Here is a 13,956-nt window from a genome sequence, read left to right as displayed (position 1 = left end):
AGTGCCACCGACAAAAAGTCCCTCAAATCGCGGCGAAAACTCGCCGGCTGGTCTCCCGACTACCTCGCAAAACTCCTCGATCCGACGGCATGAAATATGCATTCGGAGCCCTGCCCCCACACCGCAGCCGCGATGAATCTCGACAATCGCCAATTGCGATTCGAACACGGGCTGAAAGGTCGGCAACAATTCAGGTTTTCACGGCCTTCGCCCTCGAGCCCGTGCTGAACCTCGGGATCAATCTTTGGCGGGCTGTCCTGGCACACCCCGTGCAGGCTCACCTCGCTGCAACGCAGGTCGAAACCCAGCATCGGGATCACACGTTCCGTGCCTTTCAGGATGCACGCGGCGAGGCTGGCCAGAGCATCTCGGCCGGGTTGAACGCATCGGTCCGGCCCGCCATGTCGGTATCGAGGACGATTCGCGCGCATCCTTCGTGGTGGCCTCGGATTTGGGGCTGTAGATGCGGCGGGCGGAGACGCGGAATTCCAACATGACTTTTCCTCAATCAGGTTTTTCCGGCTTTACGCCGGTCAGTCGCGCTTTGGCTGAAGGTGCGCGGGGCCCGATGGTTATGCGGCGTCATCAAGGCTCATACCCGCAGTGAACAGAAGCAGGATACCCGCTCCGATGCTGACGACGCTGCTGAGCACCGGCGATGACGGGAAGACATAGAGGTCCATCAAAAGCCACGTTCCGCGCCAGATCGATACGACCGCCACGAGCCCGGCGAGGGTTGCGAACCATCTGCGCCGCGGTCCGCTCGCCTCTAGCCGTTCTTCCAGCCGCCAACGACGCCTGGCAATGGGTTCGACAGGCTGGTGCTTCGGACTTGGAGGCATTTTGATATCCTTTCCTCCGCGCGTAGCCTGCGGGATTTTTGTTCAGGCGGCCGTTGCCGGCCCTGTTCCCGGCACGAGATATTCCGGCGCCTCGTCGGCGGGTTTCTGCGCCAGTTCCTCAGTCGTCAGGCGGGCATAGACCTCGATCAGGGTGCCATCGGGGTCGGTCAGCCACAGCTCGTGTAGCGGCGTGCCCTTCCAGGTCGTGCGCGGGGGCTTCTCGACATGGGCGCCCAGAGCCACGGCGCGGTGGTAAGCGTCAATCACCGCCGCGCGATCGGGCAGCGCGATCCCCAGATGATAGAGCGTGTCGTGGTGCAGATCCTTGCCGTCAGCGACCATGAGAACGAAGTTGAGGTTCAGGTCGGGACGGTTGAAGGTGGCGTAGCGAGCGGTCCAATCCTTCGGCCAGGTCGACAGCAGCCAGGCGTAGAAGCGTGTGCTTGCCGCGAGGTCACGCACGCGAAGGCTTGCGTGGAACTCGGTGCCCGTCGGCCCTTCGGGCAGGTCGATCAGGTGCGAGAGAACCTCGATCCGCGCCCTGATCTGATCGCGGGCAGTGCGGAAGGCGGCAAGATCGCCCGTCATTGCCGGATCGGCGATCGGCCAGTGCAGACGCTGCACGCGGCCGGGGACGACCGGGCAGACCTCTTCGGCGCAGAGTGTCACGATCAGGTCGGCAGTCTCGGGCGAGACGTCTTCGATCGGTTTGGACCGGTGGCCCGAGATGTCGATGCCGGCCTCGGACAGGGCTTCGACCGCCAGCGGGTTCAGGTGGCTTGGGGCAGAGCCGGCGCTGGCGACCTCGACGGAGTCGGGCAGCATCGCGCGGGCCAGCCCTTCGGCCATTTGGCTTCGGGCGGAGTTGGCGACGCAAAGAAACAGGATACGCATGGTCTCAGACCTCGCTGGACTTGAGCGGCACCATCAGCACGGGACGGCGCGCGATTTCGCATAGTCTGGCCGCAGTCGAGCCGATCGTCATGCTCTCCACCCAGCTCGCGCCGTGCTTGCCGACGACGATGAGGTCGACGTCGTCTCCGGCGGCAGCCCGCGCGATTTTCTCGGACGCCTTGCCATCGGCCAGATGCACCTCGGCCTTGCCACCGGCGGCGGCGATCTCCTGGGCGATGTCGTCGAGGGCGGCCCGGGCCATCACGGACCAGCGTGCATAGCGAGCGGTGTCGAACGGGCTGACGACATGGAGCAGATCGACGATGCCGGCGTGGGGAGCGAGCTGGGCCGCGGCCGCCTCGGCAGTGCTAGCCTGCGGCGAGAAGTCCGTCGCCAGAAGCAGGCGTCGCAGGCCGGCGTGACAGGTCCTCTCGCAGGCTGCGTCACCATTATCGCCCGTCGCCTCGATCCATTCGAGACGTACTGGCAGTGTGCTCAGCCGGATCACTTCGCGCGCGACCGAGCCCAGGAACAGGCCGCGGATCATGTTCTGTCCGCGCGAACCGATCACGATCAGGTCGGCGTCATGCTCGCTGGCTGCGGCCAGGATGTCCGTTGCCACCTCGCCAGCGGCGCGTATGTCGACATCGACCTCCAGTCCTGCCTCGCGCAGCGGCGCGGCACGACCCCGCAGCCAGTCCTCCAGGGCATCCTTGTTGCCGTAGGACGCGCCCTGGCCGTATCCCACCTTCACGACGTGGGTCAGGATCACACGGGCGACGCCGATGTCGCGCAAGTCGGCCAGACAGTCGAGCAATGGGCCCTGGCGGCGGAGTAGTCGAGAGAAATCAGGGCGGTACGAAACATCAGTTCTGCTCCCTTGTTCTGGACGCCCGGATCGCGGTTTCCTCGGCCGGGAACCAGTGCCGGGTGCGGTTGGCGAACCAGACGAGCGACAGCATCACAGGCACCTCGACCAGGACGCCCACCACGGTGACCAGCGCCGCGATGGAGGTCAGGCCGAACAGCCCGATCGCAACGGCAACGGCGAGTTCGAAGAAGTTCGACGTGCCGATCATTGCGCAGGGTGCGGCCACGTTGTGCGGCACGCGCCATGCCTTGGCCGCCCAGTAGGCCACCGCGAAGATGCCGTAGGACTGGATCAGCAGCGGGATCGCAATCATCACGATGACCAGCGGCTGGCTGAGGATCACTTCGCCCTGAAAGCCGAAGAGCAGCACCACGGTTGCCAGCAGGCCCGCGATCGAGAAGGGCTTGATCCTCGCCGTGAAGTCGCTCACCGCCGCTTCGGCTTGCGCCGGATTGGCAGTCCCTCGGGTCATGAGCATCCGGGTCATGATGCCCGCCGCCAGCGGGATGGCGACATAGAGGCCCACCGACAGCACAAGCGTTTCCCACGGCACGGTGATGTCGGTGATGCCCAAGAGCAGCGCCACGATCGGCGCATAGGCGAAGACCATGATCGCGTCGTTGAGCGACACCTGGGCGAGCGTGTAGTTCGGGTCGCCTTTGGTCAGTTGCGACCAGACGAACACCATGGCCGTGCAGGGCGCTGCCCCCAGCAGGATAAGGCCCGCGATGTACTGGCCGGCCGTTCCTGGCTCGATGAAGGGCGCGAAGATCCACTCGAAGAACAGGACGCCAAGGGCGGCCATGGTGAAGGGCTTGATCAGCCAGTTCACCGCGAGCGTGATGATCATGCCCTTGGGGCGTTCATGCACGCGCGCCAACGAACTGAAGTCCACCGCCACCATCATCGGATAGACCATGAACCAGATCAGGATCGCGACGACGAAGTTGACCGAGCCGTATTCCAGCCCGGCGAGAAACCTGACGAGCCCCGGCGCGATCTGGCCCAGCGCGAGCCCGCCGATGATCGCCAGCGCGACCCAAACCGAGAGATAACGTTCAAATGCAGACATGGGCGAAGTTTTACCTCTTGGATTCAGGCAATGACGGATGTCCCGGCCGACCAGCGCGCGCAAGCGGTCTGCACCGATCGGGTCTTCGACCAGCATCGGCACCACGGCGTGTCGGGTCGCCAGTCGGTCCCGAACCGATGCGATCTCCGGAGCCTCGGTCGCGGCACGGGCGGCCAGGACCGGGTGAGTGGTTCCTGTCGCGGCGAGGCTTGCGTTGATGACCCAGCCATAGGGTGCGAGGAAACGAACGCCATCGTGATGGGCCTCGCCGCTAACGGCGATTCAGTCCAGGAGTTCGTGAGTCGGACGGGCGCGAGGCTGAAGCCCAGATCAGACCCGCCGTCCGATGACCATCACCTGTCGCCGCACCTGTCGCCGTGAGAAGCAGTAAAATCGGAAAACCATTGGAAATGCTGGTCGGAGTGGCAGGATTCGAACCTGCGACCCCCTCGTCCCGAACAATAGGGTCTCATGTAGGAACCCCTGTCTCGTAAGGGGTTGCGCGGCTGGCCATTCCCCCTTCATCCCGATTTGTTCCCGGTGTTTCTGTCGCGAACTGTCGCGGTGCCTCGTTTCGTTCGCGCCTGTTCCGTCCGACGCGACGGCCCGCCTTGCCCGTCGAGAACGACTCCCCGATGGCCGAATGGGCATCAGGGTGGTGGTGACCGTAGACCTTCTCGACCATCTCTCGCGTCATCGACATGTAGGCCGCGACATCGTTGATGTCCTCGCCAGCCCACATGAGCCACGTCGCGCAGGTGTGACGGAAGGTATGCCTGACGAACCCGTGGTCCGGCCCGAAGACGGAGTCCATCACACCCGCCAACGCGCGCTTCGGGTCGGCGGGTCGACCCCGGTACTCGCAGAGAAACGCCTGACCGAGGCGAACCCGGCCGTTCGGCAGCAAGCCGCCGCGCCGCCAGCGCCGCATGTGCGCGAGCAGGCGGTCGGGAATGGCGATCGTGCCGGCGCGCTTGTTCGCCATCTCCTCCTCGCCGTCGGCGAGGCGGTGGAAGACCCCACCCTCGAGGTCGACCCACGGTCGGCCTTGCTCCGGCTCGAACGATGCCTGCCAGATCCGGCTGGACCGGGTCCCGGTGTAGACGGCCGTCAGGATGAACGGGACAAGGTGCCGGAGCGGCCGCTTGTCGGTGAGGACGGGCTCACCCTTGCGTGCGCCGACGTGGATCGTCTGCGTCTCGCGGCTGCGCCAGCAATGCCAGACCACCTGGGCGACCTGAGATCGCGTGAAGTGCGCGACGCGCGCCTTGTGCTTCGTCGGCAGCGTAACCTTCACCGCCTCCCGACAGAGACCGTCGGCGATGTAGAGGTTCACCGCCGAGCGCAGGTCTTCCAGCTCACGGCGCGCGGCAGATCTCGATCCACGGTCGCGCTCGTACGCCTTGCACGACGCGCGGTTCAAGGCGCCGAGGCTCTTGTCGCTCCACCACGACAGGAGCCTCTCCATGCGGGCGAGAAGCTCCTGCGGCCTCCGGATCTCGTCGCCCGCGTCCTTGACGTAGTAGGCGAGGACGTCGGCGATCAGGGTGCCGTCGGCGGACTTGTTCGGGACATGCGCCGCGCCGGCGTGCTGCCGGGCGATGTGGTCCGCGAGCGCTCTCTGAGCGCCGAGAAGGTCAGCCGCGCCGCAGCCAGTGCGGTGCTTGCCGTCGGCGTCCCGGATGATCCAGGTCGCAACGTGGGTGACCCGCCCGGCCTTGTCTCGGCGCTCAGGTTCGAGCCAAAGTCGCGCTGGCTTTCTCGGACGCGGCATTCTTCTCTCCACTCACGGATTCCGTTCCGCGTCACGAACAGGTTCTTCCCGACCCGCATGGGCCGCAGCTCGCCGCGGGCGATGGCGCCCCGCAACCGCTTTACAGTCCAGAATGGCCCTCGCTCAAAACCCAGTCCGCCCAGCTCAGGCAGGCACACCGCGACGACAAGCGGGATCGGCGCGTCCGGGTGCGGGTCCAAGATCGGGCTGAAGTCTACGTCGATTGTGTCAACAATTAACTGATGGGTCGCTTCGGTCATTCAGAATGCTGCCCCTGTTTCCGTCGCGGTGTCAACTCGGCTTGCATCCGAATGTTGCTTTGACCTCACGGGGTTTCATTTCTCTTATGCCCAAATTGTTGACAGGGACGACGCCGATCAAAGTGACGAGTGCATATTCGAAGTAGAATTTCGTCTCTTTCTGTTTTCTGGACCTGCGTCAGTGCCTCGTCTCGCCAAAGCCGTCGATCATCGCAAGCGCTTCCTCCACCGACATTGCCGGCCCCCGGCGCGCCTCTTCGACGGCGACGGTGATCCGGTCCGCCAGCTCACCGACGGACGTCCAGCCCTCGATGTCCCGCTGCCTCTGCGCCCGGCTCTCAACGATCAGCCGACGCGCCCGCTCTCTGGCATCATCGAGCAAGGCCTGACGTTCAGCGCGAGACTCCCTTTCCTGCTTCGAGTTGCAGGAAACCCGGCGGCGGGTCATCGGGATCCTCCCCCCGAGCGACGATCCAACTCGACGACGAGTCCAGGATCCCAGTCGGACCTCTCGTGCGAGTAGCCCCGAGGATTGCAGACGACCCGGGTGTCAGAGACCCTATAGTCGTGCGCCGAATGGACGTGACCGTGCACCCACAGGTCGGGCCGACCCACTTCGATCACCGGGGTAAGATCCGAAACGAAAGCAGGGTTCAGCAGGCTCTCATGGAACTCGGACGACACGCTGCGCGGATGCGGCGCGTGGTGCGTCACGACGACAGTAGGTCCTTCAAATGGCGTCGCGAGCGCCTCTTCAATATACGCCCGGCTCCGCTGATGCATCGCGCGCGCGTCGTGCGGCATCCAACGGCGGACCAGGCCTCCCCCGTCACCGACGCGCACGGTATAATGATCCGCGAGCAGCCGCTCAGCGATGTCCATCGAATGTCCGATCTCCAGATCCGCCTCGCGGCCGACCTTGCCCGCCGCGGACAGCGCGTAATCGGTCCAGAGTGTCGCCCCTACGAAACGCACGCCGTCGAGAACCACGCTACTGTCGTCGAGCAAATGCACGCCGTCGACGGGATGAGCATGCGCCACCGCGCGGCCGTGCGCGACGGAGTCGCCATAGAACTCATGGTTCCCCGCGACGAAGACGACGGGCATACGGTACCCAATTCGCTGGCTCAGCCACCGCATCGAGCCGAGCACCGGGTCGGACACATCCCCGGCGCAGACGCAGACATCCGCCTCCGGGATCTCGATGTCCATGCCGCCGGCGCCGATATGGAGGTCGGACAAGATCCAGATACGCATCATCAGACCTCCGCATGCTTGTCGCAGCGCACAGTGATCCAGCCGCCCGTGCGCTTGCGCCCGGGGGCCCCGCAGACCTCGCACGTCCGCTGCGCCTCCTCGTCTGCGGCGTCGACCATCGTCTCGATGTCCTCGCCGCCGTTGTGGTAGCAGCGCAAACCGCCGAACTTTTCCTTGATCTGCGAAATCCGGAAGTGCTGGCGATCCTCCGACGCGAGCGCGGCGTCGACGCGCTCGAGCAGACGCGCGACCAGCGGCACCCAACCCGGCGGGGGTGAAATATCGAACGCATCGCGGAGCAGGGCCGGAAAGCGTTCGCGGAGATCAGATGGGTTATCGGACATCAGGATGTCTCCTTTCGAGGGTGTCGAGGCACCCGGAGGGAGACCGGATGCCGTCAAAGCGGGCGTATGCGAGGTCGTATGGCGGTCATCGCGGCAATTCCGTTCTTCTGACCGGGGATTCGTTCGGTGCGCCAAGGCGATACCAGCCCTGCTCAGTCAGGACAGCCGACAGATCGGAAGCATTGAGGATGACGCGACCGGCGCGGCCTGCGACGAGGGTAGGCTTTCCTGCCGGCTTCCATGCGCCGACGAGTTCGTTACCCACCAGCGCCTCGAAGCCCCATCCCTCGATTACCGGGGAACTTGCGAGCGCGATGTCGGAGGGACGCCCGAATTCCGCGATCTCTCGAACCCCTCGGGCGACAAGCTCGTAGCGTTCCGCATCCCAGATGAGCAGCTCCCGCTGTTCGGGGCTGATGTCAAAAGGCTTCATTCGGGGCCTCCGTCGACGATTTGGGCCCCGAGCGCGTCGGCCACCTGTTGGAGGGGCGTACCCAGACGGTACCAGCGCGATTGGGTGCGCCCGACGCCCGCCCGGACGGAGAGCGCCAGAAGCGGCGAAGTCCGCGTCCATCCGGCGCCGAGGACCGGATGCGACGCGACCTCCCCCTCAAGAATGATCACTCCGCGGCTGCCGAACCGCCAAAGGTCGATGAGCGGTGTACCCTTCTCCTCCAGCAGATCAGGTGACGGCCATCCGTGAAGGAGGGTGTCCCGCAGGTCGGCGCAGAGACTCTCGTAGCGCGCCAGGGAGTGTTCCACATTGGCGCGCTCGCGGTCCGTCATGGGCGTCCGGCTCATCGTCCGGCCTCCGGAGCAAGCGGCAGCGGCCACGGTTCCCGGAGGCGGACGTAGCTGCCGTCAAGTCGCCGCGCCCACGTGCCGTCTGCGGCGTAAGCCTGGATCTCGATCGACAGTACGTGGCCGAAATCGTCGACGCCCATGATGCAGGGGCAACCGCCCATCCGAGCGACGGACCACAGACGCAGCACCGGGCAGTCGTCCGTCAGCCGCGGCCCCGGCGCGGCGTCCTGAGCATCGTACAGGGCGGTGCGGTCGGCCAGCGCGCGGATGTCGAGTCGGCGGCGCTGGGGGAACGGAATTGGGCGGGAATTGTCGTGGTGCGACATCGGAAATCTCCTCTGATACGACCGTCGCGTAAGTGCGACAGCGAGACTGACTGGCGGTCAGCTACGTATCGAGAGGTGTCCCATGGGTCGGTCTCCGGTTAGGTGGTTAGAGTTAGCCGGCCGGCGGCGCGGCGTCGAGGACCCTCCGGACGCGGACGCCGGCAGGGTTAACGGGGAGCGATCGTCAATCGTCATCGCTCGGCTCTTTGGTCGTCCCGCCTACGACCTCCCACGGCTTGCTTCCGGGAAGAAAAGCGGGACGGCGTGGTCCCGTGACGAGCGGCGCTTCGACTGTTGGATCGTAGATCGGGCGGTAGCCACTGATGATATCCGGCCGCGAGAGCAGCGACTCGAGGTCGTCGACCGATGCCGGGTAGCGTCCGATGACCTCCGTGACGATGTCGTCGCGTACCAGGTGGCTGAGACGAAGCTCGATCAGTCGGTCGCCCCGCCAGGTCCGGCGCGTGAAGTCGTCAGCAATTCGTCTCGCGTCGTTGATGCCGTCGTAGGCGACGTCTAGCTCCGCTACTGTCGCATCGGCGAAACGCTTCAAGCGCTCTGCCTTGCCGGCCTCGACCTTCGCCACCGCTTTTGCAAACCGCTGCTCGCGGGTCAGCTTTGGCAGCCGCGCCGCCCGCTGCTTGCGGTCACCATGCCTGTAGTCCCGGAGGCGGATACGCCGGGCCTTCTCGCCGGCCGCGACGTACTCCTGCATCGTCTTAAGCCGCTCGACGCCCTCGAACTCCGCAAGCAGGTCCGGATCTGTTAGCTCCTCCGTGAACCAGGAGAACGCCGCCCGGTCCGGGCCGTGCGCCCGGATCGCGCGAAGGAGGGCTGCGCCCCGGTATTCTTTCCGGGCGGCGTCCCTATCCGTCGGCCCGCCCTCGTACGCTTCGTGGAGAGAGCCGAACCAAGCGCCGGAGATGTGATTCGGCGGGATACGCCGGCCTTGCTGCCGCGCGAGTTCCGAGGCCTTGTCCCAAACATGCGAATTAACCCGAAGATCCGGCACGTCCGGCGCGCCGGTGAACGGCTTCGCCGACTTATGGATGCCACCCAGCTTGGCCGTCTCGACCTGCGGGGGCAGCATCGCGATTTGCAGGACGAACGCGGAGATCGGAGCTCCCTTCGCGGCTCTGCGGCGCGGCGCGGCGTACTCGACGCGGAAGCGCCGGACCTCCTTAAGATCCGAAACGGCGCGCTTCAGTGCCGTCGTCAGTCGCCCCACCTGCATCGGCGCCTCGTCGTAGCCGATGGCGGCAGCCGCTTCCTCCGGGCTGTAGTGAAGGACCGTATCTGGCTCCATCGGATCCCAGCGCGTCCGGCTCATGCGAAGCGCCAGGTGACGGTAGAGATGAATGCCGTAGCGCGACGTCATCGTCGCGAGCGCGGCCAGTTCGAGGTACGCGTAAGACGGCTGGCTTGCCAGCAGCCACCAAACCCGCGACGGAAGCGAGAACCGGACGACATCGGCTTCCGCGTCCGCCTCGTGCCAGCCGACCAGGAGGGGGACGTCGGTCACCGTGCGCCCCCCGGGGATGCTGTATGACACCGAGGTCCTGTTCAGCGCGGCGACCGACTTCAACACGTGGGCGCGCCGGGCGGAGGTGCCGAGGAACGCAAGGATGCCTTTCATCGGCACCTCGACCTCCTGCCCGACGACCTCACGCTCCGTACCCTGCCACGATGCGATATAGGCGGCCTCGTACGCGGCGGCGACGAGGTACTCGTGGATCGCCAGGTCTCGAGCGGAGAGCATCCCGTCGCCTTTGACGGTGACGGTGTCGAGCATCTCCGCCGGCCGGGGCGACTGGGGGGCGATCGAGCGGAAGGCGCCGACGCTGGCCGATGCCTTTGCGACGCTCCCCCGTGGAGCCGGGTTATAGAGCCCGCTCTCCCGCCCCTCGATCTCCCCACCCTCGGATACGACCGCAGCCACGGCGGCATTCTCGAGCCGCGCGTACGGCGTCGTGGGCACCCGCCTCCGCCTCAACCTCTGTACCGCCATCCTGTCTCTCCCATTCCGTCGCATCGTTCGGGCGTCGTGTAATCAAATGCTGAACCCGGTGGGTGTGAGGCGCAAGCGACGCTGTTAGATATGCGAGCAAATACGCCGCGCGCCGTTAGATGCGCGATCAAATGCCTTCGATCTGGTGAGCGGCAGAGGGACCCCGTCAACCGTTTGGGTTTGCGATACTAAGTAGGAGTCAACCAGGGGCTCCGCCGGCGGATGCATCCCTTGCCTTCGGCGGGTGAGTTCGCGGCTCGCTCGCGCGTCAGTTCGCACTCCCGTTAGATGTGCGATCAAATGGCGCCGCTGCCGTTAGATGCGCGATGAAATGGTTCGCAAAAACGTAGGCATACCGAGGAAAATCCACCACCGCCTTGCCCTGATACCAAGTAGAATCCAACGACCCTCTCGCGCCTTGGGATTCCGCCCCTGCTAGGAGTCTTCCCGCTCGCGCCGTAGGGATCCTGCGCGCGAGCCAGCCGACAACAAGCTCCGCTAGGGTCTCCTGATTGCCGTCCGCTTCGCGGGGTATTGGTCAGGGCGTGGAGAGAGACGAGCGTCGCGCCCTTCCCACGAACGTTGAGCGATCGCTACGCGTCAGTCATCCCCCGGACGTCTGTCGACTCCGTACGCCCGCAGCAGCCGACGCTCGCGCGTGAAGTCTCCATGCGCTCCGCGCAGAGGAAGCCCCGCGCCGGAGGGAGATAGGGATCCCCGCTCGCGCGCGGGCCGACGCTACCGCGAGGGGTCTCGTCCGGATGGAAGCCCTGCAATACGCGCCAACGATTCTGCGTTTTACCTGTCAAACATCGCTTGTCTGAATTCCGCCGGCGAAGCACCCTTGGTCTGAAGCAGGGGAGACACCGAGATGAAGACGACGGCAGATCAGCAAACCGCAGCCATGGCGGCGCTGTACACCGCGCTGGCTGCCCAAGAAGGCCGACCGAAATCCGTGCGCGAGATGTCCGCCGAGGACCGCGCCACGTACAACAGGGAAGCCCAGCGCAGGCACCGCGAACGGAAGCGGGCCTCGGCCGAAGCTGGCCGACCGGAGGCGACGGACGACGCGATCAGGATCGCCCTCTCCAACGCCGCGATCCTCCTGCTCGCCGTGGGCGGTCCCGGCGCCGACGCGATCGCGCGAGCCGTTCACACCGCTTTCCCGGGGCGCCCAGGCGTCGCATCGTCAACGCGCATGCGAGCACGGGCCGGAACGCTGCGGCCGCGGGTGCTGACCCCCGAGCGGCTCTCTACGCCGGCGTCCTGATCCCCGTCGCCGTCGTCGCTTGCACGCCCGTGGGTCAAGCTCAAACCTCACGCGGTGAGCGGGGAGTACGGTGCAATGACGACGAGACATGCGGAGGAGCAGCGAAGGTACCGGGCACGGCTGCGCGAGCGCGCGAAGCCTGGAACGGCCGGATCGCGCGGCGCACCCGAAACGCGGGTCGTCGCGCAGTCCCTGGCCGTCGCCGTGCGGCGCCTCGCGGCGATGGTGCGCAAGGCTCCAGAGGATCCCGAAGCCCTTGTCTACGAGCGGCTCATGTGAACGGCCCACAGGCACCTCACCCGGCAGGGATTCGACGCTGCCGAGTCCTACACGAGGCTGGCTCATTACACGCTGCCGGACGATGCCAAGGCACGCCGCCGACGGGCCGCTGCGGAGCGCCGCTTCTGGTCGTCCGGAGACTCGGCAGAGTGATGTTCGCGCCCATTACTCCTGTCATGCGGTGAGCAATGGGCGCGGATCACGCGGTGTTGGAATCTTGCATGCCGACGCGCCTCCTAGGACTACACCCCGGGAGGGCGACGATGTTCCTGACCACGCTCTACACCCTGATCCACCTGTCATGCGCGGCTCCTGTCGACGGGCTGATCGAATGTCGCCCCGCCGATGTGCGCGGCATCGCCACTCGCGCCATGTTCGCGGCGGCGGCGACCTCCCTCGCGACCGCGATGCCGCGCCGGCCGGCGGCGAGATCCGCATGGCGTGCGTGCCCACCGTTGCGCACCGGGAGACCTGATCAATGGACGACAAGACCAACCGCCGGCTCGAGATCGAGGCTGATCTCGCCGAGAAGGCCCGACTCGATGCCGCGATCAACGAGGCGCTGCATCGCCACGGGACCGCATAGGACCCCCGGCCCGGATTCGCGGCACGGCGCAGGGATCGCATGCTCCGGATCCAGCAGACCCGGCGGGAGGGCTGATCATGCCGTTCGAAATGGAGACCTCGTCGACGGGCAATGCCGCCAAGCTGGCCGTGCTGTGGAGGGACCACCAGCTTGAGATCGGCGGGGGCATTCCGGAGCGGCTCCTGCGCGAGTTGCTGGAAGGCGCGTGGATCGAGCCGATCCAGGGTCAGCCGGAGCCGCCCCTCATCGACCGTCCCACCGTGTACACCACGGCCGAGTACACCAAGCCGGAGGACCTCGTATCGCTTTTCGCGGCGGTGCAGGACCTGCGCGACGCCATCATCAAAGCCGGAACCGGGCGCAATGCCCGGCATGGAGAATCCGCCGTACGCCGTCGACGGCCTGTCGCCGTTGCCGGACGCTGACCCCATGTCGCCGTCGACTCCGTTCTTCGGGCCCGACATCCGGTCGTCGATGCGGGATATCCGCGACCTCACCCATGGATCGGGTTCGCTGACGACCCCCACCGGGGACTGGGAGCCGTCGGAGGACGTCCTTCGGGCGGCGGATGTCGCCGGGGAGCTGGGGTCCATCCTCGCTATCGTGGACGACCTCAAGAAGCAGGTCGTCGGGCCCACGATCCGCGCGACGGAGAAGTGCTACGACTACATGTCAGCCGAGGGCATCCTCGACGATGTCCCGTTCTCCGGCGGCGGGGTCATCGCGGCAATGAAGTTCATGGTCGTCGAGATCGAAAACCTGAAAGCGCAGGTCTCGGCGCTGCAAGGTGCCGAATGAGTCGCCGCCCCATCCTCGCGGCCGTCGTCGCCACCGCCGCGGTGGTCCTGCATGTCGCTGGTCCCGGCGCGGGCGTCGCCGTTCTCCTGTTGGCCGGCTGGCTCCGCGAGCACGCGCTTCGGTCGGGTGCGGAGCGCAGCCTGCGTGCTGCCGTCGCCGAGGTCGAGAATGTCGCAAAGGACGGCGGCGAGGTACCGTCTATGCGGATCCATCCATCGTCGCTGACGGAGCTGCACGATATTGCTCTTCGAGGTCGACGACGACACACACGTCCCGGCGAGAGACACCCGGACGCTGCACTGAGGACCACGCGCATGCTGACCGTCAGCCAAATTGTCTGCCGCATCGAGGCTGGTGAGGATGTCCCGGAAGAGGACGCGCGGCTCGCCCAGGCGAAAGAGGGGTTCCTGCGCGAGTTCCTCAAGCTCGAGAAGGGTCTGCCCAGTCACGACACGTTTAGCCGGCTGTTCCGCCAGCTCGATCCGGAGCAGTTCGGCAGCGTCTTTCAGCGTTTTATGGAGCGCTTTTCAAAGGGTGTGGCAGGGGTCGTGGCGATCGATGGAAAGGTGGT

16 protein-coding genes are annotated in these 13,956 nt (G+C 65.9%); 5 read left to right on the top strand and 11 right to left on the bottom strand.

Features of this window, described 5'->3' with window-relative positions; all coding sequences use genetic code 11:
• Positions 1 to 884: 884 nt before the first annotated feature.
• The 11 genes from VQ042_RS22180 to VQ042_RS22130 form a co-directional block, all read right to left on the bottom strand.
• On the bottom strand, positions 885 to 1,736 hold the full coding sequence (locus VQ042_RS22180; protein WP_331822474.1) for an arsenate reductase/protein-tyrosine-phosphatase family protein: 852 nt from the start codon (positions 1,734 to 1,736) through the stop codon (positions 885 to 887).
• A 4-nt stretch (positions 1,737 to 1,740) separates the two neighbouring features.
• The gene (locus VQ042_RS22175) at positions 1,741 to 2,553 is read right to left on the bottom strand and encodes a universal stress protein (protein ID WP_331822473.1); all 813 of its coding nucleotides are present in this window, start codon (positions 2,551 to 2,553) and stop codon (positions 1,741 to 1,743) included.
• 49 nt (positions 2,554 to 2,602) lie between these two features.
• A complete protein-coding gene (gene arsB, locus VQ042_RS22170; RefSeq protein ID WP_331822472.1) occupies positions 2,603 to 3,679 on the bottom strand; it encodes an ACR3 family arsenite efflux transporter in 1,077 nt (358 codons plus the stop codon).
• A 469-nt stretch (positions 3,680 to 4,148) separates the two neighbouring features.
• On the bottom strand, positions 4,149 to 5,453 hold the full coding sequence (locus tag VQ042_RS22165) for an integrase (protein WP_331822471.1): 1,305 nt from the start codon (positions 5,451 to 5,453) through the stop codon (positions 4,149 to 4,151).
• Positions 5,454 to 5,891: 438 nt separating this feature from the next.
• The gene (locus VQ042_RS22160) at positions 5,892 to 6,161 is read right to left on the bottom strand and encodes a hypothetical protein (protein ID WP_331822470.1); all 270 of its coding nucleotides are present in this window, start codon (positions 6,159 to 6,161) and stop codon (positions 5,892 to 5,894) included.
• On the bottom strand, positions 6,158 to 6,973 hold the full coding sequence (locus VQ042_RS22155) for a metallophosphoesterase (RefSeq protein ID WP_331822469.1): 816 nt from the start codon (positions 6,971 to 6,973) through the stop codon (positions 6,158 to 6,160). Before VQ042_RS22155 ends, VQ042_RS22160 begins: the two co-directional genes overlap by 4 nt.
• Entirely contained in the window at positions 6,973 to 7,314 is a 342-nt protein-coding gene (locus tag VQ042_RS22150; RefSeq protein ID WP_331822468.1) for a hypothetical protein, read from the bottom strand. Before VQ042_RS22150 ends, VQ042_RS22155 begins: the two co-directional genes overlap by 1 nt.
• An 85-nt stretch (positions 7,315 to 7,399) precedes the next feature.
• Positions 7,400 to 7,747, bottom strand: a complete 348-nt coding sequence (locus VQ042_RS22145; protein ID WP_331822467.1) for a hypothetical protein — start codon at positions 7,745 to 7,747, stop codon at positions 7,400 to 7,402.
• Positions 7,744 to 8,115, bottom strand: a complete 372-nt coding sequence (locus VQ042_RS22140) for a DUF6634 family protein (RefSeq protein ID WP_331822466.1) — start codon at positions 8,113 to 8,115, stop codon at positions 7,744 to 7,746. Before VQ042_RS22140 ends, VQ042_RS22145 begins: the two co-directional genes overlap by 4 nt.
• Positions 8,112 to 8,444: a hypothetical protein gene (locus VQ042_RS22135; protein ID WP_331822465.1), complete on the bottom strand. Its 333-nt coding sequence runs from the start codon at positions 8,442 to 8,444 to the stop codon at positions 8,112 to 8,114. Before VQ042_RS22135 ends, VQ042_RS22140 begins: the two co-directional genes overlap by 4 nt.
• 184 nt (positions 8,445 to 8,628) lie before the next feature.
• Positions 8,629 to 10,452, bottom strand: a complete 1,824-nt coding sequence (locus tag VQ042_RS22130; RefSeq protein WP_331822464.1) for a hypothetical protein — start codon at positions 10,450 to 10,452, stop codon at positions 8,629 to 8,631.
• 871 nt (positions 10,453 to 11,323) lie between these two features.
• Here VQ042_RS22130 and VQ042_RS22125 point away from each other — a divergent pair.
• The 5 genes from VQ042_RS22125 to VQ042_RS22105 form a co-directional block, all read left to right on the top strand.
• Positions 11,324 to 11,722, top strand: a complete 399-nt coding sequence (locus VQ042_RS22125) for a hypothetical protein (protein ID WP_331822463.1) — start codon at positions 11,324 to 11,326, stop codon at positions 11,720 to 11,722.
• A 75-nt stretch (positions 11,723 to 11,797) separates the two neighbouring features.
• Entirely contained in the window at positions 11,798 to 12,001 is a 204-nt protein-coding gene (locus tag VQ042_RS22120; protein WP_331822462.1) for a hypothetical protein, read from the top strand.
• A gap of 663 nt (positions 12,002 to 12,664) precedes the next feature.
• The gene (locus tag VQ042_RS22115; protein WP_331822461.1) at positions 12,665 to 13,012 is read left to right on the top strand and encodes a hypothetical protein; all 348 of its coding nucleotides are present in this window, start codon (positions 12,665 to 12,667) and stop codon (positions 13,010 to 13,012) included.
• A 4-nt stretch (positions 13,013 to 13,016) separates the two neighbouring features.
• Entirely contained in the window at positions 13,017 to 13,385 is a 369-nt protein-coding gene (locus VQ042_RS22110; protein WP_331822460.1) for a hypothetical protein, read from the top strand.
• 314 nt (positions 13,386 to 13,699) lie between these two features.
• Positions 13,700 to 13,956 (top strand): transposase family protein (locus VQ042_RS22105; protein WP_442880175.1); only part of this gene is annotated, 257 nt, incomplete at its 3' end.

The organism is Aurantimonas sp. A2-1-M11, assembly GCF_036549475.1.
Classification (GTDB): domain Bacteria; phylum Pseudomonadota; class Alphaproteobacteria; order Rhizobiales; family Rhizobiaceae; genus Aurantimonas.
This window is presented reverse-complemented; position numbering and strand designations above follow the sequence as displayed.

What these genes read in the sequence shown, in the direction of transcription:
- VQ042_RS22180 (WP_331822474.1), bottom strand. Translation starts at nt 1,736, where the DNA reads ATGCGTATCCTGTTTCTTTGCGTCGCCAACTCCGCCCGAAGCCAAATG.
- arsB (WP_331822472.1), bottom strand. Translation starts at nt 3,679, where the DNA reads ATGTCTGCATTTGAACGTTATCTCTCGGTTTGGGTCGCGCTGGCGATC.
- VQ042_RS22165 (WP_331822471.1), bottom strand. Translation starts at nt 5,453, where the DNA reads ATGCCGCGTCCGAGAAAGCCAGCGCGACTTTGGCTCGAACCTGAGCGC.
- VQ042_RS22160 (WP_331822470.1), bottom strand. Translation starts at nt 6,161, where the DNA reads ATGACCCGCCGCCGGGTTTCCTGCAACTCGAAGCAGGAAAGGGAGTCT.
- VQ042_RS22155 (WP_331822469.1), bottom strand. Translation starts at nt 6,973, where the DNA reads ATGATGCGTATCTGGATCTTGTCCGACCTCCATATCGGCGCCGGCGGC.
- VQ042_RS22150 (WP_331822468.1), bottom strand. Translation starts at nt 7,314, where the DNA reads ATGTCCGATAACCCATCTGATCTCCGCGAACGCTTTCCGGCCCTGCTC.
- VQ042_RS22145 (WP_331822467.1), bottom strand. Translation starts at nt 7,747, where the DNA reads ATGAAGCCTTTTGACATCAGCCCCGAACAGCGGGAGCTGCTCATCTGG.
- VQ042_RS22140 (WP_331822466.1), bottom strand. Translation starts at nt 8,115, where the DNA reads ATGAGCCGGACGCCCATGACGGACCGCGAGCGCGCCAATGTGGAACAC.
- VQ042_RS22135 (WP_331822465.1), bottom strand. Translation starts at nt 8,444, where the DNA reads ATGTCGCACCACGACAATTCCCGCCCAATTCCGTTCCCCCAGCGCCGC.
- VQ042_RS22130 (WP_331822464.1), bottom strand. Translation starts at nt 10,452, where the DNA reads ATGGCGGTACAGAGGTTGAGGCGGAGGCGGGTGCCCACGACGCCGTAC.
- VQ042_RS22125 (WP_331822463.1), top strand. Translation starts at nt 11,324, where the DNA reads ATGAAGACGACGGCAGATCAGCAAACCGCAGCCATGGCGGCGCTGTAC.
- VQ042_RS22120 (WP_331822462.1), top strand. Translation starts at nt 11,798, where the DNA reads ATGACGACGAGACATGCGGAGGAGCAGCGAAGGTACCGGGCACGGCTG.
- VQ042_RS22115 (WP_331822461.1), top strand. Translation starts at nt 12,665, where the DNA reads ATGCCGTTCGAAATGGAGACCTCGTCGACGGGCAATGCCGCCAAGCTG.
- VQ042_RS22110 (WP_331822460.1), top strand. Translation starts at nt 13,017, where the DNA reads ATGTCGCCGTCGACTCCGTTCTTCGGGCCCGACATCCGGTCGTCGATG.